This is a genomic window from Halomonas sp. SH5A2, assembly GCF_014263395.1.
Lineage (GTDB): Bacteria > Pseudomonadota > Gammaproteobacteria > Pseudomonadales > Halomonadaceae > Vreelandella.
In genome coordinates, this window is the sequence record NZ_CP058321.1 from 3,246,800 (window position 1) to 3,265,867 (window position 19,068).

Here is a 19,068-nt window from a genome sequence, read left to right on the forward strand (position 1 = left end):
CCATACGCTTTGCATCACGTCGTCTTGATTAGCTGCTCGAGATTAGCTGCTGGCGATCACCTGCTCGCGCAGTTCACGAGGCATCGAGAAGGTAATCGTTTCTTCGCGCCCGAGCAGCTCCTGGGGAGCGGTTGCACCCATGGTTTGCAGGCGCTCAATGACGCCCTTGACCAGTACTTCCGGCGCGCTCGCCCCGGCCGTTACCCCGATGCGGCTGATGTCATTCAACCATTGGGGGTCGATTTGCTCGGCATTGTCAATCAGGTAAGCCGGTGTGCCCATACGCTCGGAAAGCTCGCGCAGGCGATTCGAGTTGGAGCTATTGGGGCTGCCCACCACCAGCAACAGATCGCTATCGGCGGCCAGTTCACGCACGGCATCCTGACGGTTTTGTGTGGCGTAGCAAATGTCGTCCTTGCGCGGCCCCTGAATCTCGGGGAATTTATCGCGCAGCGCGTCGATCACCTTGGCGGTGTCATCCATCGACAGCGTGGTTTGGGTCACAAAGGCCAATTGGGAAGGGTCTTTGACGTCCAGATTGGCGACATCGTGCTCGTCTTCCACCAGGTAAATGCGCCCACCGCTGGCCGTATCGTAACGGCCCATGGTGCCCTCGACTTCCGGGTGGCCCTGGTGGCCGATCAAGATGCATTCCTGGCCGCGCTTGGCGTAGCGCAGCACTTCAAGATGCACTTTGGTGACCAGCGGGCAGGTGGCGTCAAAGACTTTCAAGCCACGCTTTTCAGCTTCTAGCTGAACCGCACGGGATACCCCGTGGGCGGAGAAAATCACGATCACATCGTCGGGCACTTCGTGCAGTTCCTCGACGAACACCGCGCCGCGCTCACGCAGCGTTTCCACCACAAAGCGGTTATGGACCACTTCATGGCGGACGTAGATCGGCGGCCCAAACACATCCAGCGCCCGGTTGACGATATCGATGGCACGATCGACCCCCGCGCAAAAACCGCGCGGATTGGCCAACTTGATCTCGATGGGGTGTGTTTGCTGCTGTGGTTGCATAAGTCGCGCCTTGATGCTGAGCACCGTTGGATGAATTCCGCCGCCTGTCAGTAGGTGGTCATTTAATGCGTCGTGACCGGCTTCACGTCGAGCACTTCCACCTCAAACGTAAGGGTACGCCCCGCCAGAGGATGATTAAAGTCGACCTCTATCCGGTCGCCCTCGATCGTTTTGACCACGCCAGGCAATTCTGTTCCCGCTTTATCGGCAAAAGACATCACCATACCAATCTCGGGCGCTTCATCGCCAAAGTCGTCGCGCTTCAGCGTTTGAATATTCTGCGGATTGTGCTGACCAAAGGCATGTTCAGGGGTAATCTCGAAACTGCCCTCTTCCCCCGCTGCCATGCCCTTGATCGGGTGCTCGAAGCCGGGTGGTAGATTACCGTCGCCATACTGGAAGGTAGCGGGCACTTTCTCTTTGGTCGAGTCGACCACCGTGCCGTCTTCCAGCTTGAGCGTGAAGTGCAAAGACACTTCCATACCGTCGTCAATTACATAATCGCTCATTGCGTTACTCGCTGTTGGAAATGGAGTTAGGTGCGCTGGGCTTTTTTGCGTCGCCGTTCGCCCATTACCGACTCCCAGATTAGCCCGGCAGCCCCCAGGGTAATGCCAATATCCGCCACGTTAAATGCCGGGTAGTACCAACCCGCCGCGTGGAAGGACAGAAAGTCGACCACATAGCCGTGAACGAGCCGATCAAACAGATTGCCCAGCGCCCCACCGATAATCAGCGGCAGCGCCACGGCCAGCAGCTTTTCATCGGCCTTGATCCGCGACAGCCAAATGCTCAGGCCGATGCTTGCGCCAATCGCTACAATCGCAAAGAACCAGCGCTGCCAGCCAGGGTGGTCGGCCAGGAAACTGAACGCCGCCCCGGGGTTATGCAGCAGGGTCAGGTTAAAAAATGGCAGTACTTCCACCGGCTGGGCGTAGCTCAACAGGCTGCTGGCCAGGTACTTGGTGGCCAGATCCAGCACGACCACCGCGACTGCCAGCCACAGCCAGCGCAGCGGCCGGTGCATCGGCGGCCGCTGCGCACGGGTATCCGGCGTGCTGCTCGCGTTAGGCATAGTAACGAATCTCGCCGCTACCTTCGGGAAGGTTGCTGATACAGCGGCCGCATAAATCGGGGTACGCCGTATGCGTGCCTACGTCAGGGCGGTGGTGCCAGCAGCGCTCGCACTTGGTGTTCTCGCTTTGGGCCACCGCGACCTTCAGGCTTTCAAGCTCGGTGGCTTCCGCATTGTGCGCCTCAGCCAGCGGCTTGAGCGTTACCTCGCTGGTCAGCATCACAAAGCGCAGCTCATCGCCCAGCTTGGTCAGCGTCGCGTTGAGCTCGTCGCTCACGTAAAGGGTCACCTCGGCGGCCAGACTGCCCTTGATCACCTTGGCGTTGCGGGCGTCTTCCAGGCACTTGTTCACCGCGTGCTTGACCTCCAGCACCTGCTCCCAGAAATCACGCCCCATTGCGGCGTTATCATCCAGTGTTTCAAGGCCGGTGTAATAGGTTTCCAGCAGGACGCTGTCGCCGCGCTCACCGGGAATGTGTTCAAAAATCTCTTCGGCGGTGAACGACAGAATCGGTGCGATCCAGCGGCTCAGCGCCTCGACCACGTGGTAGAGCGCGGTTTGCGCGCTGCGCCGGGCCAGCGAATCGGTTTGCGTGGTGTACTGGCGATCCTTGATCACATCCAGGTAGAAGCCGCCCAACTCACGGGCGCAGAAACCGTGCACCTGCTGGTAAACATCCAGGAACCGGTATTCGTCATAGGCGGTGTCGATACGCTTCTGAAGCTGCGCGGCGCGGTCGACCACCCACTGATCCAGCGCCAGCATGTCGCCAAAGGCCACCTTGTCCTTCACCGGATCAAAGCCGTTGAGGTTGGAAAGCAGGAAGCGTGCGGTGTTGCGAATACGCCGGTAGACATCCGCGGTGCGCTTGAGGATCTCGTCCGAGACCGCCATTTCGCCGGAGTAATCGGTAGAGGCCACCCACAGGCGCAGAATGTCAGCACCCAGCTTGTCCATCACCGTTTGCGGGACAACCACGTTGCCGATCGACTTGGACATCTTGCGGCCCTGGGCGTCTACTGTGAAGCCGTGGGTCAGCAGCTGACGATACGGCGCGTGACCATCGATAGCCGAACCGGTCAGCAGCGACGAGTGGAACCAGCCGCGGTGCTGGTCGGAGCCTTCCAGGTACAGGTCCGCCCGCGGGCCGCTTTCATGGCCGTGAGGGTGCGAGCCGCGCAGCACGTGGCGGTGGGTGGTGCCGGAGTCGAACCACACGTCCAGGGTATCGGTGACCTTGTCGTAATCGGCGGCTTCAGCACCCAACAGTTCCGCCGGGTCGAGCTTGAACCAGGCATCGATGCCCTCTTGCTCGACGCGCTTGGCCGCTTCTTCCATCAGCTCAACGGTGCGCGGGTGCAGGTCGCCGGTTTGCTTGTGCAGGAAGAACGGGATTGGCACGCCCCAGTTACGCTGGCGAGAAATACACCAGTCCGGGCGATTGGCGATCATGCTGTGCAGGCGCGCCTGCCCCCAGGCAGGGGTAAACGCGGTTGCTTCGATACCTTCCAGGGCACGCTCGCGCAGGGTTTTACCGTCCTTGCCTTTGACATCCATGCCCACAAACCACTGGGCCGTGGCGCGGTAGATCACCGGCGTTTTATGCCGCCAGCAGTGCATGTAGCTGTGGGTGATCGGCGTGTGAGCCATCAGCGCGTTCACGTCGCGCAGCTTGTCGACGATATGCGGGTTGGCCTTCCAGATCATCTGGCCGCCGAAGAACGGCAGGTCGTCTGCATAAACGCCGTTGCCCTGCACCGGGTTGAGCATGTCGTCGAACTCCATACCGTGCTCGCGGCAGGTAATGAAGTCATCCATGCCGTAGGACGGTGCGGAGTGGACAATACCCGTGCTGCCGACTTCGGCCTCGACGTAATCGGCCAGGTACACCGGCGAGAGGCGGTCATAGAACGGGTGACGGAAATTGATCAGATCCAGCGACTCGCCCTTGGCGGTGGCGATCACCTCGCCGGTCAGTGCATAGCGCTCCAGGCAGCTTTCCACCAGGTCTTCCACCAGCAGCAACAACCGCTCACCGGTATCGACCAGCGCGTAGGTGAACTCGGGGTGGACATTCAGTGCCTGGTTGGCGGGAATGGTCCACGGTGTGGTGGTCCAGATCACCACGGCGGCGGGCTTGGGTAGCGCGTCTAAACCGAACGCAGCCGCCAGCTTGTCAGCATCTGCCACGGGGAAGGCGACATCGATGGCATCCGACTTCTTGTCGGCGTACTCGACTTCCGCCTCGGCCAGCGCCGAGCCGCAGTCGAAACACCAGTTCACCGGTTTCAAGCCCTTGAACACATAGCCCGCGTCGACCATCTCCGCCAGCGCGCGCATCTCACCCGCTTCGTTAGCGAAATCCATCGAGCGGTAGGGGTGATCCCAGTCACCGATCACGCCCAGGCGCACAAAATCGGACAGCTGGGTTTCAATCTGTGCCCCGGCATACTCACGGCAAAGCTCGCGGGCGTTATCCGGCGCCAGGTGCTTGCCATGGGTGGTCTCCACCTTATGTTCGATGGGCAGGCCGTGGCAGTCCCAGCCCGGCACGTAAGGCGCGTCAAAGCCCGCCAGGTTTTTCGACTTGACGATAATATCTTTAAGAATCTTGTTGACGGCGTGACCGATATGAATGCTGCCGTTGGCGTAGGGAGGGCCATCGTGCAGCACAAACAGCGGTGCTCCCGCGCGCTCTTCGCGCAGGCGCTGGTAAAGGTTCATATCCTGCCATGTCGACACCCGCCCTGGCTCCTGCTTGGGCAGCATGCCGCGCATGGGGAAGTCGGTTTCTGGCAAGTTTAGCGTGTGCTTATAATCCATAGTCCGGTCAGCCGTCGTTATCTTCGGCGGAATCGCCCGCCAAGGAGGAATCAGAAGAAGCGGTCTCTCGCCCGAGCGGGGCCGAGGCCAGCGGAAGTGCTGCGTTTTTGCCAGCGGCGGCGGTCGCAAAGTAGCGCCGCGCCTGACGCTGATCGCGCTCAATCTGCGCTTTCAGCGCTTCGATATCATCAAACTTCACCTCGCCCCGCAGTCGCACGCAGGGCACGACCGTCATGCGTTTGCTGTAAAGGTCACCTGAAAAATCAAACAGGTGCACCTCCAGGGTCGGCCGCGTCGCGCCCACCGTAGGGCGGAATCCGACGTTGGCCACGCCTGAATGACGCTCGCCGTTTTCCAACTCGACAACCACGGCGTAGACCCCGCGCAGCGTGAGCGGCTGGGGTAGCATCGGCAAATTGGCGGTGGGCACGCCAATGGTGCGCCCCAGTTGCTGGTCGCGCACCACCCGGCCATCCACCGAATAGGGCCGCCCCAGCAGGCGGGCGGCAGCGGTAAAGTTGCCGCTGGCCAACAGCGTACGCACCCGCGAGCTGGAAACGCGTTCGCCGTCTACTGTAAAGGTGCGGGTATGCTCAACGCCAAAGCCCTGTTCGCGGCCCACGGCTTCCAGCAGGGTGAAGTCACCGCGACGGTCGCAGCCGAAGCGGAAGTCGTCGCCGACCACCAGGTGCTTTACGTTCAGCCCGTCGACCAGCACCTGATCGATAAATTCACGGCCAGTGAGGCTGCGTAGTGCGTCGTTAAACGGCAGGCACAGCACCTGCTCGGCACCGTGGTGCCCCAGCAGGCGGACCTTTTCACGCAGCCGTGTCAGCCGGGGCGGCGCCTGGTCACCGGCAAAAAACTCCCGCGGCTGGGGTTCAAACACCACCACGGTTAACGGGCCGCCCAAGCGCGCGGCGTGCTCGCGGCACTGCTGCAAGATCGCCTGATGGCCGCGATGCACACCATCGAAATTGCCGATGGTCGCCACGCAGCCCCGGGATGACGCCGTTAAATTGTGCAAACCTCGAATGACCCGCATGGCACCTCAGCCGTTGCTAGCCCGCTTACCCGCTCAAGAAGCAGGCAGCAAAGCCCCCGATTATAACGAACCTGGCCGCCGCCGTGCAGCGTCAGGCGCGCATTTTCAAATGCCGTACCCGTAACCCCAACGCGCCCAGCCAGGTAAAGTACAGCCCCGCGCCCAGTGCCACCAGCCCCGACACCCAGGCGACCCGCTGCCACAGGCTCATGGCAAGCCATGTTGTCCACTCGGGCGCGATGACGTACAGCGCAATGCTCATCAGCGCGCAGCCGCCGAAAAGCTGCACCGCAAAGCGCCCCCAGCCCGGCTGAAACACCAGCACGCCCTCCTTGTGCAGCAGGTAACCCAGCAGCCCGGCATTCAGGAAGGCCGACAGCGCCGTGGCCAACGCTAACCCGGCGTGGGCCAGCGACCAAACCAATATCAGGTTGAAGACCATATTGGCGACCATGGCAAAAATGGCCACCTTCACTGGGGTTTTGGTGTTCTGGCGGGCAAAAAAGCCCGGCGCAAGCACCTTGATCAGCATAAAGGCCACCAGCCCGACCGCGTAGGCGCGCAGGCTCATCGCCGCCATCTGGATATCGGTATCAGTCATCGCCCCGTAGTGGAACAGCGTAATCAACAAGGGCTCCGCCAGTACCACCAGTGCCAGGGCGGCGGGCAGCCCCAGCAGCAGCACCATGCGGATGGCCCAATCGAGCATCGCGGCAAAATGCGCGTTCGACTTGTCGGCGTGGCGCTTGGAAAGCGCGGGCAAGATCACCGTGCCAATCGCCACGCCGAACACGCCCAGCGGCAGCTCGACCAGCCTGTCCGAGTAATACAGCCACGAGACACTGCCTGCGGCCAGCAGCGAGGCCAACACGGTATCCAGCAGCAGGTTGATCTGCGATACCGACACGCCGAACAGCGCCGGGCCTATGAGCCTTAATATTCGCCGTACGCCCTCATGAGCCAAGTTAGGCCAAGGGGTCGGCATCAAGCCCAGGCGCAGCAAAAACGGCACCTGGAACACCAATTGCGCCACCCCGGCAATCAACACGCCCCAGGCCAGTGCCATCGCCGGTTCTTCCATCAACGGCGTGAGCAACAAGGCCGCGCCGATCAGCGACAGGTTCAGCAGCACCGGCGTAAACGCCGGGACCGCAAAACGGTTCCAGGTGTTCAGCACGCTGCCGGCAAAGGCGGTGAGCGAAATCAGCAACAAATACGGGAAGGTTAACCGCAGCATGTCCGCCGTCATGGCGAGCTTTTCCGGGTCCCGGCCAAACCCCGGTGCAAACAGCCAGATCAACCAGGGCGCCCCCAGCATCGCAAGGGCGGTAATCAATGCCAGAATCGCGGTTAAACTCCCCGCCACGGCATTGAGCAGCTCGCGAATCTCCTGCTTGTTGCGCTGGGTCGAGTACTCGGAAAGCACCGGCACAAAAGCCTGATTGAACGCCCCTTCGGCAAACAAACGGCGCAGAAAATTGGGGATCTTGAAGGCCACAAAAAACGCATCGGCCCCGTCGCCCGCGCCCAGCAGCGCCGCCACAACCACATCACGCGCCAGCCCCATGACCCGCGAAAGCATGGTCATGGCACTGACAATCAGCCCCGAGCGCATCAACCCACGCCCCTGAGGCTGCTCCTGACCTTGCTGCTGCGAATTCGTGGTCATCGCCTTCGCCACCCTTCCCTTGGCAATCCACAGACACAAAAAAACCGGCCGCAGCCGGTTTTTTTAAGGCGCCTGCCGGCTTACGCCGCCAGTGCTTTAATGCGCTTGTTCAAGCGGCTTTTCAGACGTGCAGCTTTCTTCTTGGAAAGGACGTCTTTATCAGCGATGCGGTCGATGACCGGCTGCGCCACCTTGAACTCTTCCATCGCCTTGCCATGGTCGCCCGTATTAACCGCTTTGAGTACGCGCTTAATGTAGGTACGGACCATGCTGCGTTGGCTAGCTTTCAGGACACGACGGTTCTCGGCCTGGCGGGCGCGCTTGCGAGCTTGCTTGCTGTTCGCCACTGGTATCTCCTTGGAGAATAAAGGTTGCCGCTAAAGGGCAACGGATTAACTATGTGTTCGTCGCGAGCCGACACGGCCAATGCGACGCTTCCGTAACAACCAATTGTTTTGGCGGCTAATTTTGTGCAATAAGCCGGCCAAAATAGTGTAGCGAGCAGTTCATTTCAGCTGCCCGCTCACGGGTCTTGTCTGAGAGGATGGCATAGTCTATCACGCAGAATGCGGCCTTGCTAGCGGGTTATGAGGGTGCCAATGCCAACCCACATAACACGGCTACTAAAAAGCTTCCCACTCAGGCTCACTTTTCTGTGCACTGCGTTGCGGCGGGTGCCGAGAGGTCTGCTTGGGTAACGCCGTCGACGCACCCGCTGAACTATCGCCACTCAGCTTGAAGGCATCTACCAGGCGGGTAAGCCGGTTGGCTTCCTGTTGAAGTGACGCCGCCGAACTGCTGGTTTGCGACACCAGCGTGACGTTCTGCTGAGTGGCGGAATCCATCTGCGTCAGCGCCGTGCCAACCTGCTGAATGCCGGATTCCTGCTCGCGTACGGCCAGCGAAATCTCATTCATCAGCCCCGAGACCTGGCGGATGGCCTCCACCGTGTCCTGAATCCCCTCGCCACTGCGTACCGCCTGCTCGGCGCCGCTGGCGATGCGCTGGCTGATATCCGCGATCATCTCGCGAATCTTTTTGGAGGAATCCGCGCTGCGGCTGGCAAGGTTGCGAACTTCGCTGGCCACCACCGCAAAGCCGCGGCCATGCTCACCCGCTCGCGCCGCCTCGACCGAGGCATTGAGCGCCAGAATATTGGTCTGGAAGGCAATCGAATCGATGACTTCGACAATCTCGCCCACCTTGCGGGAACTGGCTTCGAGCTCGCGCATCAGTTCCACCGAGTGCTGAACCTCCTTGACGCCTTTCTCGGCTTTCTCAGCCGCCTGGCTGGAAATCGTATCGGCATTGCTGGCCGACTCGCTGTTCTGGCGCACGATCGAGGACATCTCCTCCATGCTGGACGCCGTCTCTTGCAGAGCGGAAGCCTGCTGCTCGGTTCTGGACGCAAGGTCCTCGCTGCCCGAGGCAATCTCGTTCGACGCCACATTGACATTGCGGGCGCCGTCGCGCACCGCCTGGAAGCTGACATCCATGCGCGCGATAAAGCCATCAAACTCGCGGGCCAATTCGCCAATCTCGTCACGCCGCTGGCTATCAATGCGTGCGGTGAGGTCGCCCTCGCCCTGGGTAATATCGCGAATGCGCCCGCTGACCTGGCGAAGCGCCCGGGACATCAGGTTCGGCCCCATCAAGGCAATGACAAATGTGGCCAGAAGCACCAAGGCAGTGAAGCCCATCACCCAGCGCTGCTGCACGGCCACCTGTCCCAGGGTTTCCTGCTCAAGAGCCATACCCCGCGCGTCGGCGCTTTCACCGGCAATGTTGTATAGATCACGCAAGGCATTAAAGGCCGCTAACGAATCTCCCTCCAACTGCTCTTCAGCGGCATCAAGCTCGCCTTCCTCATGAAGCTCAAAGACGAGCTGGGACGCCGACTCCCACGCCGCAAAACGGTCTTCGAACGGCTCAAGCCCCTCGCTTACCTGGGGATACGCGTTCAGCAACGTCAGGAAGTCATGCATCCGGTCATACGCTTGCTCGGCATTTTCGCGGTAATCATCGTACTGAGTGCTCGCCCCCTCACTACCCGGCGCTTCATGCAGTACTTCAAGCTCGGCCACTCGCGCCTGGTACAGGTCACGATCCGCATTGAGCACCGCTGACACCGCCGGGTTAAACGAGCCGCTAAAGTCCGTCATGCGTTCGCGTATCGATTGGACAAGCAAACTATCGACCACCACGACACCCAGCAGCGACAAGGCCACCAGAATAAACGCCAGGGTGTATTTCACATTGATCTTGTGGAGTTTCTCCAGCATTGCATCACCTGTTGATTGTCTTGCTTGTTATGGTGATAGCCAACCCTGGCGGAATGTAGATGCATCCTATCTTTTATATTATCGACTGCGACAGGGCGGGCTTTAGGGCAGGTGACGTTCAACATTGCAGGTAATAAAAGAGACGGTGGAAAAGCTCAGGTTTCTGATGGATCAGCACGGGCTTGGTGTCGCAGACCTACCCGAAATAGAAAGCAAGTCGCTGGTTTCCAGGATACTCATCCGCAAGGGACAGCGACCTTACCCGACGCAATTTCGAGGCGCTCGCCAAACGCTTTGGGGTAAGCCCTGCCCTCTTTTTCCATTGATCATTAAAATTCACCTTCATTCAGAAGTAGGTCTTCAAGGATAAACGGTGTATTCGCCTGGGCTTTAACATGGCGGCGTCACTACTCCAACATCGCCTTGGTATGCTCACGCTGTTGCTTGATTGCATCATCCAGCACAGTCAGTAGTTTTTCATAATCTTCGGGCATTTGCTCATCCATACCCGTCGCGTCAAATCGCTCGATGGTCGCTTGCGTTTCGATGATTACACCTTGCAACTCTTCAACCACCTGCTGATGTTCGTCATTGGTCATGGCTGCCTCAAATAAAAAAACCGGCCCCTTAAAGGAGCCGGTCAGTATGCTTAGTGATAAAGCGTTCGCTCTATCGTTAAGCCTCAGATTAACCCAGCAGAGACAGAACGTTCTGCGGAATCTGGTTGGCCTGGGCAAGTACTGAAGTACCGGCTTGCTGCAGGATCTGGCTGCGCGTCATGTCGGCAACTTCAGATGCGTAGTCAGCGTCTTCAATGCGCGAACGAGCAGCAGAGAGGTTAACCTCATTGGTGCTTAGGTTAGTGATGGCAGATTCAAAACGGTTCTGCACAGCACCAAGCTCGGAACGAAGGCTATCAACTTGGCTCAGAGCAGAGTCAATCGAAGCCATTGGATCAACAGTAAGAGCTTCACCTTCACTCGCCACTCCATCTGTAGCGATAGTGGCAAGGTTATAGGTTCCGTCACCGTTATCCATCAGGTACTCGCCGGTTCCATTACCTTCAGCATCATTAATTTCAATGAGATCAGAACCATTAAGGTTAGTAGCTGTATCCAACGTAACCCCAGCCTGGATGCTATCCACCGAGCCACTTTCGGTATCGACAGTGCTAGCATCAATTGCAGTTGTACTATCGTAACTCAGTGCAGCTGCATCAGTTGTATCAAGGGTGTAGTAGTTACCATCATCAGCTAATACAGCAAAGCCACTACCGTCTGCCAGTTCATAAATATCGTCTGTAGTGGTAGTGGTAGCACCGCCATTTGCATCAGTGGGTGCAGCCAAATCATCAGTAGAGAACTTGGCTGTTATGGCATCCGTATCGGAGACGGTAGCACCAAAATCTTCAGAAAGCACGGTGCGCTGGGTTACGTCAAGACTATCCATCTTGAGTGTCTCAGACGTGATTTCGCTAAGATTAACTTCGATTGTCTCGCCGTCATTAGCGCCAACCTGAATCTTAAGCGCTTGATCACTCGCCAATACTTTTACGCCGTTAAAGTTAGTTTCTTCTGAGATACGGTCGATTTCAGACAAGCGCTGACCAATTTCGTCCTGGATAGACTGCAGGTCATCCTGGCTGTTGGTGCCGTTCTGTGCTTGAACTGTCAGTTCACGAACACGCTGCAGGTTATCGTTTACCTGGTTCAGAGCACCTTCAGCCGTTTGCGAGACTGAGATACCGTCGTTAGCGTTACGCTGTGCCTGCCCCAAGCCGGTAATTTGGCTGGTCATGCGGTTGGCGATGGCCTGACCAGCGGCGTCGTCTTTGGCGCTGTTGATGCGGAGGCCAGAGCTCAAGCGCTCCATGCTAGTCTGTAAGTCATTTTGTGACTTCATCAGGTTTTGCTGGCCGATCATCGAGGTGATGTTGGTATTGATCACTGACATGGTGTGATTCTCCTTGCTTGGACACTGGCCTGGAAGGCCCGCTTTTCGGCCACTGTGTGTGCCGTTATAACTATTAACGGCGCGACGGGGAGAACCTTTAGGGCTGAAGCTAAAAAAACACCAAAATAAGCTAGGAAATTGTTAGCAAACGTAACTGTAGCGCTTACTGCCCTTTTGATACGCAAACAGGGCCTTTCGGCCCTGTTGGTATAGCTTGCACTATCGCTGCTAACGAGCGGATTACTTCCGCCCCAACTGATAATCCAGCGCATCAAACTGCTGGGTGAGGTAGGTACTTGTACTGTTCATTTGCGCAATCATCGCGTCCAACTGGCCAAACTGGGTACGGTAGCGGCTAATGGTGCGCTCGATGGTGCTTTCCATACGCTCATAGCGCTCACCCAGGCTATCGATGCGGTTTTCTGCGCCGCTAATGGCATTGCCCAAAGTGCCGGTTTTGCTCATCAGTTGTTCAAGCGTTGTACTCAGACTGCTAGCCAGCCCTACTGAGTTCTCATTACCTTCTACTCCGGTAAAGAAATCGCTCAAGGCATCGGGGCTGTTTTTGGCCAAATCGCTTACAGCGTCGTCGTCCATTTCCAGCGTGCCGTCGCGCTGCAGAGTAATACCTAGCTGGGTTAGTGTGGAAAACTCACCGCCCGCAACACCACCAGTCAATACGCTGCGAAGGCGGTTTTCGATGGTGCGCACAGTACTATCGCCCACCAACTCCGCCGCCACACCTGTCTCACTATCATAATTGGTGGCGGTGCCAATGGTGCTTTTTACGTTATTGAAGGCTTTAACAAATTCGCCAATCGCCTCGCGCACTTTTAGCGTGTTGCGCTCAACGTTGATGGTACTGCTGGCAGTTTCGCCCGCACCCAGGCTTAGCTCGCCCAGGTTCAGGGTTACGCCTTGAATGGCGTCTTCAATACTGTTGCTCGCGCTGGTAATGGTGATGCCATTAACCGTCAGCGCGGCATCCTGGCCGCTTTGCGCAGTGTCGCTGGCGAAGGGCGGCGTAGCCACATCAACGCCATCCGCATCCACGAAGCTGAAACCGGTTACCGAAGCATCCAGGCCAGTTTCCTTGGAGCTAAGCGCCAGGCGGTAGCCTTCGCCGTCAAAAATAACGCTAGCGCTGACGCCCGCGTCTTCGTGGGCATTAATCGCATCGCGAATATCTTCCAGGCTGCTGTCTGCCGCCACGTCAACATTCACGCTAGCCTGTCCAGCAAAATCGAGCCGCAGCTGGGTGGCACCGCCCATATCAAGGGGGGTGTCGCTATCGGTTACACGCTGGGAAGCCAACGTGCCACTGGTGGCCAGCGCGGTAACCTCAACGGTATAGCTACCAGGGAGGGCATCTGCGTTAGCACTGGCTTTGATCGCATCACCCCGCACATTGGCAGAAAGGCTTTGGTAAAGCTGCGGGTCGTTCAGCGCATCAACCGTCGCCTGGAACTTATCCATGGAGGATTGAATTTTGCCGTAAGCGGAGATCTTGGCTTCCTGCTGTGCTTGCTGGCGAGTGATGGGTGCCAGCTTGCCACGCTCGGCTTTTTGTAATTGATCAAGCAAACCGTTTAGGTCGAGGCCTGAGCCAATACCAAGAGAGGTTATCGTCGCCATACTGGGAATCCTCAGTGAATAGGCTAAACCAAACACGTATTGCACCAATAAGCAGGCAGCGCGTGTTGTGTTTTGAATTAATGCTTCATTAATTGTTTTTAATTTATCGGCCAAACAGAAGGCGTCTTTAGTGCTTTTTTGTTGCTTTATGTATCATGCAGATAGAAAAAAGCCCGCTCTGAGCGGGCCTTGCGTGCCTATCGGTCGCGCGAGTCGCGCATACTTAGCCGCCCATTTGAGCATCCAAAGCAGCAAATTGGTCGGTAAGATAATTGCTGGTTTGATTCATCTCGGCAATCATGCCGTCCAATTGACCAAACTGGGTGCGGTAGCGGTCGATGGTTTGGCCGATGGACTGCTCCATGCTGGTGTAGCGGTCGCCAAGTGACTCGATACGGCTTTCACTGCCGCTGATCGCTCCAGTTACGGTACCATTGGTGCTCAGCATTTGCTCCACGGCGGTATTCACCTGACCTGCCAGGCCTGGGTTATCGCCATCGCCCGCGAAGAAATCGGAAAGGGCTTCCTGGTCATTGGCGACAACGTCATTGAGCTTGTCTTCATCCAGCGAGAGCGTGCCATCCACTTCGAGTGAAATACCCACTTGGCTTAGCATCGAGAAGCCATCGCCCTCTTGTTCAACACCGCCGCTGAGCACGCTGCGCATGCGAGACTCAACGGTTCGAACCGTGCTGTCACCGTTGAGCGGGCCGGCCTCGCCGGTCTCCTGATTAAAGCTTGTCAGCTCGCCTGCTGCCTCTTTCAGCGCGTTGTACGAATCGACAAACGACGTGACGGCTTCACGCACGGCGCGGGTATCCTGCTCTACCGTAACGGTGCTATCACCCGTGCTTTGCAGGTTCAGCGTAACGCCTTGAATCGCACCCTCAACTTGATTGGTTGCGCTAGTGATATCAATACCATTGACGTTTAGCGCAGCGTCAGTACCGTCTTGCAATGTGTTCGCTGTGTCGGCCGCAAATGGTGCATCTCCATCGAAAGTAAAATTGCTGATAGAGGCATCCGCACCGGTTTCACGGGAACTTAGCGCCAGACGGTTTTGCGTACCATCGTTGATGATAGTGGCATTTACACCCGCGTTTTCATCAGCATTGATGGCATCGCGAATGTCTTCCAGAGAGCTATCAGCGGCGATGGCAACCGTCGTTTCACTGCCGTCGCCAAAGGCAAAGGTCATGTTTTGATCGGCAGTAGTTAGCGCTGCCTCTGGGTCATCTACCCCGTCAGAGGCCAAAGTGCCGCGCGTGGCCATGGTGCCTACGGTGATATTGTAGCTGCCGGTCACGGCGGTTTCGTCGGCGGTAGCGCTGACTGCCTCACCACTTACGTTGGCCGACAGGCTCCCAAAGAGAGTGCTGTCCGCCAAAGCGCTGGCCGAGTCTTGAAATGTCGAAAGCGCACTCTCTAGCTGCCCATAGGCTGAGATTTTGGTTTGCTCGGTTTCTACTTGCTGCTCAATCGGGACGAGCTTTTGTCGCTCAGCGGTTTCAAGCTGATCGAGCAAGCCGTTCAGGTCTAACCCTGACCCAATACCGAGAGATGAAATAGCACCCATACGCTAACCGCCTTTTTTGAAACGAGTGGGGCAACTGTCTTTAACCTAACTCTGTTCTAACCCAACCCTTTGGTTGAACTGTCCTGAGCTGATGCGTTGCCAACGTCAAAATTATTAATTACTTATCCATATCGTAACTTGTTACTTAATTGCCTCGGCTTATCAAGCCTGAGCTTTAATATTCTAGCCATTATTTCTGTTTTAAAATGTAACCGTGGGTGTGTAAATACACGCTAGCGCCCAACGCCCAGGTAGGTAAGCCCTGCCGCCTTGGCCGCGCTTGGAGTAAACAGGTTGCGTCCATCGACCACCAGTTTGTCGTTTAGCTGGCTGGCCAGCCATTCCAGATCGACGCTGCGAAATGCTTTCCATTCGGTGCAGATTACCAGGGCATCCGCGCCTTTTACCGCCTGAATGCGATCGCCGGCGAGCATTAGGTCGTCGCGGTCACCGTAGAGGCGGCGGCATTCGGCCATGGCTTCCGGGTCGAACGCCTGGACCTTCGCGCCCGCTAGCCAGAGCGCTTCCATCAGCGTGCGGCTGGGGGCTTCGCGCATGTCGTCGGTGTCAGGCTTGAAGGCGAGCCCCCACACGGCGATGGTCTTGCCTGCCACATCACCCAGCGAGGTTTGCAGTTTGGTGAATAGCGTTTGTTTCTGCAGCAGGTTGACCGCTTCTACCGCGCTGAGCAGCGCAGGCGTATAGCCCAACTGGCGAGCAGTGCGCTCCAGGGCCTGTACATCCTTGGGAAAGCACGAGCCGCCGTAGCCGCAGCCGGGGTAGATAAAGTGGTAGCCGATGCGCGGGTCGCTACCGATACCCCGGCGCACGTCTTCAATATCCACATCGAGGCGTTCGGCGAGATTGGCCATTTCGTTCATGAAGCTGATCTTGGTCGCCAGCATGGCGTTAGCGGCGTATTTGGTCAGCTCCGCCGCGCGCACGCTCATGAACATCAGCTTTTCGTGGTTACGGTTATAGGGTGCATAGCATTCCTGCATGCGCGCTTTGACACGCTCACTTTCAGTACCGACGATAATCCGCGCGCCGCGGGTGAAGTCCTCAATCGCGGCACCTTCTTTCATGAATTCAGGGTTGGAGCACACATCAAACGGCACATCGACACCGCGGGCGTCAAGGATATCGCTGATCGCCGCCTGCACCTTTTCAGCGGTGCCCACCGGCACGGTGGATTTGTTGATCACCAGCTTGTAATCATTCATGTACTGGCCGATGGTACGTGCGACCTCAAGCACGTAGCGCAAGTCGGCGCTGCCGTCTTCATCCGGCGGGGTGCCCACGGCGATAAACACGAGTTCACCGTCGCGCACGGCTTGCTCGGCGTTGGTGGTGAAGCTGAGCCGCCCGGCGTCGACGTTATGCGCCACGAGGTTGCTGAGGCCCGGCTCGAAGATGGGTACTTCACCGGCATTCAACTGGGCGATCCGCTCGGCGTTGACGTCCATGCAGGTGACTTGATGGCCGACATCGGCCAGGCAGGCGCCTGCGACTAATCCTACGTAACCGGTTCCAAAAACACTGATATGCATGCCGTGTTAACTCACTCTCAATACGGGTGACGAAATTTATGGCGAGCTTATCACGTCGTTTGGGCTTTGATGACGGGATGCCACAGGAAAAACACAGACTAGACGTTGGTCTAATATCGACTTTCGTTTATAATGCGCTGCAGCACCTCAACATTGAGAACATAGCATTGAACATCCGTTTTAGACGTTCAGTGCTGCCCGCCTAACATATCAGTCGCAGGAGAAGGAAATGCCCACCGCCAGTCACGTTCAGCGCAGTCTACGCCAGTGTTTGGCCGTCGTGGCCGAGATGCTTTACGACAACGGGCATGTGCTGGAAACCATTACTCTGACCAAACGTGGTCTGAGCAATAAGGAATTGCAGTCGCTCAGCCAGAACGCGCCCGACTGGGCCACCTGCCAGCAGGTGCTGGAAACCAGCCAAGCGGCCACCCGTAACGAGCAAGGTCGTTTTGTATTGACGCCAATGGGCCGCGAACTGATGTTTGATATGTTTGGGGAAGGCGCAGCGGACTGCGCCTAAACAAGCCCTGAAACTGAACGTATTGCTAGTTGCTAGCGGATGCCGAGAAAGGACAGGATAAACAGCACGACCACGATCAGTCCGATGATGTAGATAATATTTCTCATAGATGCACTCCTTGCGAATTGCGTGGTTAAAAAGCAATGTCTTGCTAGACCCTCTACAGCCTAGCAGCCCTTTTCAGGTTTTGCGTATTCAAGACGTTCGTTGATATCCCTCACTAGGGCCTGTTGACGCAGGAACCCTTGTGCGGCATCGGACTCGAACAGTTTCCTGTTTGCCGAGGGTTCGCCATGCGCTTGTTGATGTCCGCCGCTTGTATCAGTTTTTTCGCTGCCACGCTTTTTCCCACTGCCATCAGTGCCCAACCAACGTCTCCCGCACCGCCCAGCACTGATGCGCTCAGCAACCTGAGCGACGAAGCCCGTGGTTATTCGCGCTTGCACAGTATCGTGGTGGCCCACCAGGGCGAGATCATTCACGAGCATCACCAGGGCGGCCCTGGCGTAGATGCGCCCGCCAACATCAAGTCGCTCTCGAAAACCGTGCTGGCGGCGCTGGTGGGGGCCACTATTAAAGAAGGTATTATCGAATCCACCGATCAGTCGCTGGTGTCGCTGCTCGGCAATCGCGTGCCTGACGCGGCGGCCCCGGAAGTTGCCGATATTACCGTGAGCCACTTGCTGTCGTTGCAGGCGGGGCTTGAGCGCACGTCCGGCCAGAATTACGCCGCCTGGGTGGCCAGCCCCAACTGGGTAGAAGATGCCTTGACGCGACCGTTTGTCGACCAACCTGGCGGGCGCATGCTGTATTCCACTGGCTCCAGCCATCTGCTGTCTGCAGCGCTGACGTACGCCAGCGGTGAGTCCACCTACGCCTTGGCCCAGCGGTTGCTGGCCGAGCCGCTGTCTATTGCCATTCCCCCCTGGCTGCAGGACCCTCAGGGCATCTACTTCGGCGGCAACGATATGCAGCTCTCGCCGCGTGCACTGGTGGAAATCGGCGAGCTGTATCGCAACGATGGCAGAGTGGTTGATAGCAACGGAAACGAACGGCGCGTGCTGCCGGAAGGCTGGGTCGAGCGCTCGTGGACGCCGCGGGGCGCCTCACGCTGGACGGGCGACGGTTACGGCTATGGCTGGTTTATCACGCAGTTGGGCGGCGAAGACGTTTATTACGGACGCGGGTTCGGCGGCCAGGCGCTGTTCGTGGTCCCCGAGCGGGCATTAACCATCGTAATGACCGCTGACCCAACGCCGCCCTCGCCCGGCGGGCAGTTTCAGGAGCGCTTGAATGCTATGGTTGCGGGCCTATTAACGCATGAGTAAGTCTGCTACTCCTTTTTGTGACCCAGGCTCATCAGGTAGAGCGCAGCGGCCAGGGCGAGAACCGAAAGCGCCAGATAGATTGCTTCCAGCGGGGTGGCGAAGCGGATATCCACGACCGCGCGGAAGAATTCAATGATCACCGCGAGAATCACCACGCGGGCGATTTTATCCTTTAGCTGATCGAGCGAAGCGACGTTAAACGGATGATGAGGATAGCGCGCTTCCGCCTGGTCAATACGCGATACAAACAGCCGGTAGATGCCTAACCCGAATATCATCAACACGATGGCGATCAGATAGATATCCACGGCGATAATAATATCGGGCACCAGGCTTTCGTGGATATCGACGCTGCTGTCCACGAGATAGTAGTGCAGCGTTCGCATCACGACTTTGAAGATATCTATAGTGCCCACCACGAACAGCATGACCGCGCCGATCAGGCTGGGCACCACGGCCAGCATGACCAGAAACCGCGAGTTCCAAAGCGCGGTTTCGATTCGCCGCTCCCAGCGGCCTTGCTGTTCGGGCGGCTTGGGGGGCGTCGGGGGCGTATCGGTCATGGTGGGTTCCTTGTAATTAACG

16 protein-coding genes are annotated in these 19,068 nt (G+C 57.7%); 2 read left to right on the top strand and 14 right to left on the bottom strand.

Going from position 1 to position 19,068, the window contains the following annotated elements; genetic code table 11:
* Positions 1–42: 42 nt before the first annotated feature.
* From ispH to HXW73_RS15115, 13 genes are all read right to left on the bottom strand, one after another.
* Positions 43–1,023, bottom strand: a complete 981-nt coding sequence (gene ispH / locus HXW73_RS15055; RefSeq protein WP_186253849.1) for a 4-hydroxy-3-methylbut-2-enyl diphosphate reductase — start codon at positions 1,021–1,023, stop codon at positions 43–45.
* A gap of 62 nt (positions 1,024–1,085) precedes the next feature.
* Positions 1,086–1,532 carry an FKBP-type peptidyl-prolyl cis-trans isomerase gene (gene fkpB, locus HXW73_RS15060; RefSeq protein WP_186253850.1) on the bottom strand — a complete coding sequence of 149 codons (447 nt, stop codon included), beginning with the start codon at positions 1,530–1,532 and terminating at the stop codon, positions 1,086–1,088.
* Positions 1,533–1,558: 26 nt separating this feature from the next.
* On the bottom strand, positions 1,559–2,098 hold the full coding sequence (lspA, locus tag HXW73_RS15065) for a signal peptidase II (RefSeq protein ID WP_186253851.1): 540 nt from the start codon (positions 2,096–2,098) through the stop codon (positions 1,559–1,561).
* Positions 2,091–4,922 (bottom strand): isoleucine--tRNA ligase, encoded by a 2,832-nt coding sequence (gene ileS / locus HXW73_RS15070; RefSeq protein ID WP_186253852.1) that lies wholly within the window; start codon positions 4,920–4,922, stop codon positions 2,091–2,093. Before ileS ends, lspA begins: the two co-directional genes overlap by 8 nt.
* 7 nt (positions 4,923–4,929) lie before the next feature.
* Positions 4,930–5,967, bottom strand: a complete 1,038-nt coding sequence (gene ribF / locus HXW73_RS15075; protein ID WP_186253853.1) for a bifunctional riboflavin kinase/FAD synthetase — start codon at positions 5,965–5,967, stop codon at positions 4,930–4,932.
* Between the two features lie 91 nt (positions 5,968–6,058).
* The gene (gene murJ, locus HXW73_RS15080) at positions 6,059–7,636 is read right to left on the bottom strand and encodes a murein biosynthesis integral membrane protein MurJ (RefSeq protein WP_240538654.1); all 1,578 of its coding nucleotides are present in this window, start codon (positions 7,634–7,636) and stop codon (positions 6,059–6,061) included.
* Between the two features lie 80 nt (positions 7,637–7,716).
* Positions 7,717–7,983, bottom strand: coding sequence for a 30S ribosomal protein S20 (gene rpsT, locus HXW73_RS15085; protein WP_186253854.1), 267 nt, complete (start codon positions 7,981–7,983; stop codon positions 7,717–7,719).
* Positions 7,984–8,259: 276 nt separating this feature from the next.
* On the bottom strand, positions 8,260–9,918 hold the full coding sequence (locus tag HXW73_RS15090; protein ID WP_186253855.1) for a methyl-accepting chemotaxis protein: 1,659 nt from the start codon (positions 9,916–9,918) through the stop codon (positions 8,260–8,262).
* A gap of 407 nt (positions 9,919–10,325) precedes the next feature.
* Positions 10,326–10,517: a hypothetical protein gene (locus HXW73_RS15095; RefSeq protein ID WP_186253856.1), complete on the bottom strand. Its 192-nt coding sequence runs from the start codon at positions 10,515–10,517 to the stop codon at positions 10,326–10,328.
* Between the two features lie 88 nt (positions 10,518–10,605).
* Entirely contained in the window at positions 10,606–11,871 is a 1,266-nt protein-coding gene (locus tag HXW73_RS15100) for a FliC/FljB family flagellin (RefSeq protein ID WP_186253857.1), read from the bottom strand.
* A 240-nt stretch (positions 11,872–12,111) separates the two neighbouring features.
* On the bottom strand, positions 12,112–13,506 hold the full coding sequence (gene fliD / locus HXW73_RS15105) for a flagellar filament capping protein FliD (protein WP_186253858.1): 1,395 nt from the start codon (positions 13,504–13,506) through the stop codon (positions 12,112–12,114).
* Positions 13,507–13,729: 223 nt separating this feature from the next.
* Positions 13,730–15,082 (bottom strand): flagellar filament capping protein FliD, encoded by a 1,353-nt coding sequence (gene fliD, locus HXW73_RS15110; protein WP_186253859.1) that lies wholly within the window; start codon positions 15,080–15,082, stop codon positions 13,730–13,732.
* Positions 15,083–15,315: 233 nt separating this feature from the next.
* Entirely contained in the window at positions 15,316–16,632 is a 1,317-nt protein-coding gene (locus tag HXW73_RS15115) for a UDP-glucose dehydrogenase family protein (protein ID WP_186253860.1), read from the bottom strand.
* A 229-nt stretch (positions 16,633–16,861) separates the two neighbouring features.
* Between HXW73_RS15115 and HXW73_RS15120 the strand changes: the two genes are divergently transcribed.
* Both HXW73_RS15120 and HXW73_RS15125 read left to right on the top strand, forming a co-directional pair.
* Positions 16,862–17,155, top strand: a complete 294-nt coding sequence (locus HXW73_RS15120; RefSeq protein WP_186253861.1) for a hypothetical protein — start codon at positions 16,862–16,864, stop codon at positions 17,153–17,155.
* A gap of 293 nt (positions 17,156–17,448) precedes the next feature.
* Entirely contained in the window at positions 17,449–18,483 is a 1,035-nt protein-coding gene (locus HXW73_RS15125; RefSeq protein ID WP_186253862.1) for a serine hydrolase domain-containing protein, read from the top strand.
* 5 nt (positions 18,484–18,488) lie between these two features.
* Here HXW73_RS15125 and HXW73_RS15130 read toward each other — a convergent pair whose 3' ends face one another.
* A complete protein-coding gene (locus tag HXW73_RS15130; protein ID WP_186253863.1) occupies positions 18,489–19,046 on the bottom strand; it encodes a YqhA family protein in 558 nt (185 codons plus the stop codon).
* Positions 19,047–19,068: the final 22 nt, after the last annotated feature.

What these genes read in the sequence shown, in the direction of transcription:
- ispH (WP_186253849.1), bottom strand. Translation starts at nt 1,023, where the DNA reads ATGCAACCACAGCAGCAAACACACCCCATCGAGATCAAGTTGGCCAAT.
- fkpB (WP_186253850.1), bottom strand. Translation starts at nt 1,532, where the DNA reads ATGAGCGATTATGTAATTGACGACGGTATGGAAGTGTCTTTGCACTTC.
- lspA (WP_186253851.1), bottom strand. Translation starts at nt 2,098, where the DNA reads ATGCCTAACGCGAGCAGCACGCCGGATACCCGTGCGCAGCGGCCGCCG.
- ileS (WP_186253852.1), bottom strand. Translation starts at nt 4,922, where the DNA reads ATGGATTATAAGCACACGCTAAACTTGCCAGAAACCGACTTCCCCATG.
- ribF (WP_186253853.1), bottom strand. Translation starts at nt 5,967, where the DNA reads ATGCGGGTCATTCGAGGTTTGCACAATTTAACGGCGTCATCCCGGGGC.
- murJ (WP_240538654.1), bottom strand. Translation starts at nt 7,636, where the DNA reads ATGACCACGAATTCGCAGCAGCAAGGTCAGGAGCAGCCTCAGGGGCGT.
- HXW73_RS15090 (WP_186253855.1), bottom strand. Translation starts at nt 9,918, where the DNA reads ATGCTGGAGAAACTCCACAAGATCAATGTGAAATACACCCTGGCGTTT.
- HXW73_RS15095 (WP_186253856.1), bottom strand. Translation starts at nt 10,517, where the DNA reads ATGACCAATGACGAACATCAGCAGGTGGTTGAAGAGTTGCAAGGTGTA.
- HXW73_RS15100 (WP_186253857.1), bottom strand. Translation starts at nt 11,871, where the DNA reads ATGTCAGTGATCAATACCAACATCACCTCGATGATCGGCCAGCAAAAC.
- fliD (WP_186253858.1), bottom strand. Translation starts at nt 13,506, where the DNA reads ATGGCGACGATAACCTCTCTTGGTATTGGCTCAGGCCTCGACCTAAAC.
- fliD (WP_186253859.1), bottom strand. Translation starts at nt 15,082, where the DNA reads ATGGGTGCTATTTCATCTCTCGGTATTGGGTCAGGGTTAGACCTGAAC.
- HXW73_RS15115 (WP_186253860.1), bottom strand. Translation starts at nt 16,632, where the DNA reads ATGCATATCAGTGTTTTTGGAACCGGTTACGTAGGATTAGTCGCAGGC.
- HXW73_RS15120 (WP_186253861.1), top strand. Translation starts at nt 16,862, where the DNA reads ATGCCCACCGCCAGTCACGTTCAGCGCAGTCTACGCCAGTGTTTGGCC.
- HXW73_RS15125 (WP_186253862.1), top strand. Translation starts at nt 17,449, where the DNA reads ATGCGCTTGTTGATGTCCGCCGCTTGTATCAGTTTTTTCGCTGCCACG.
- HXW73_RS15130 (WP_186253863.1), bottom strand. Translation starts at nt 19,046, where the DNA reads ATGACCGATACGCCCCCGACGCCCCCCAAGCCGCCCGAACAGCAAGGC.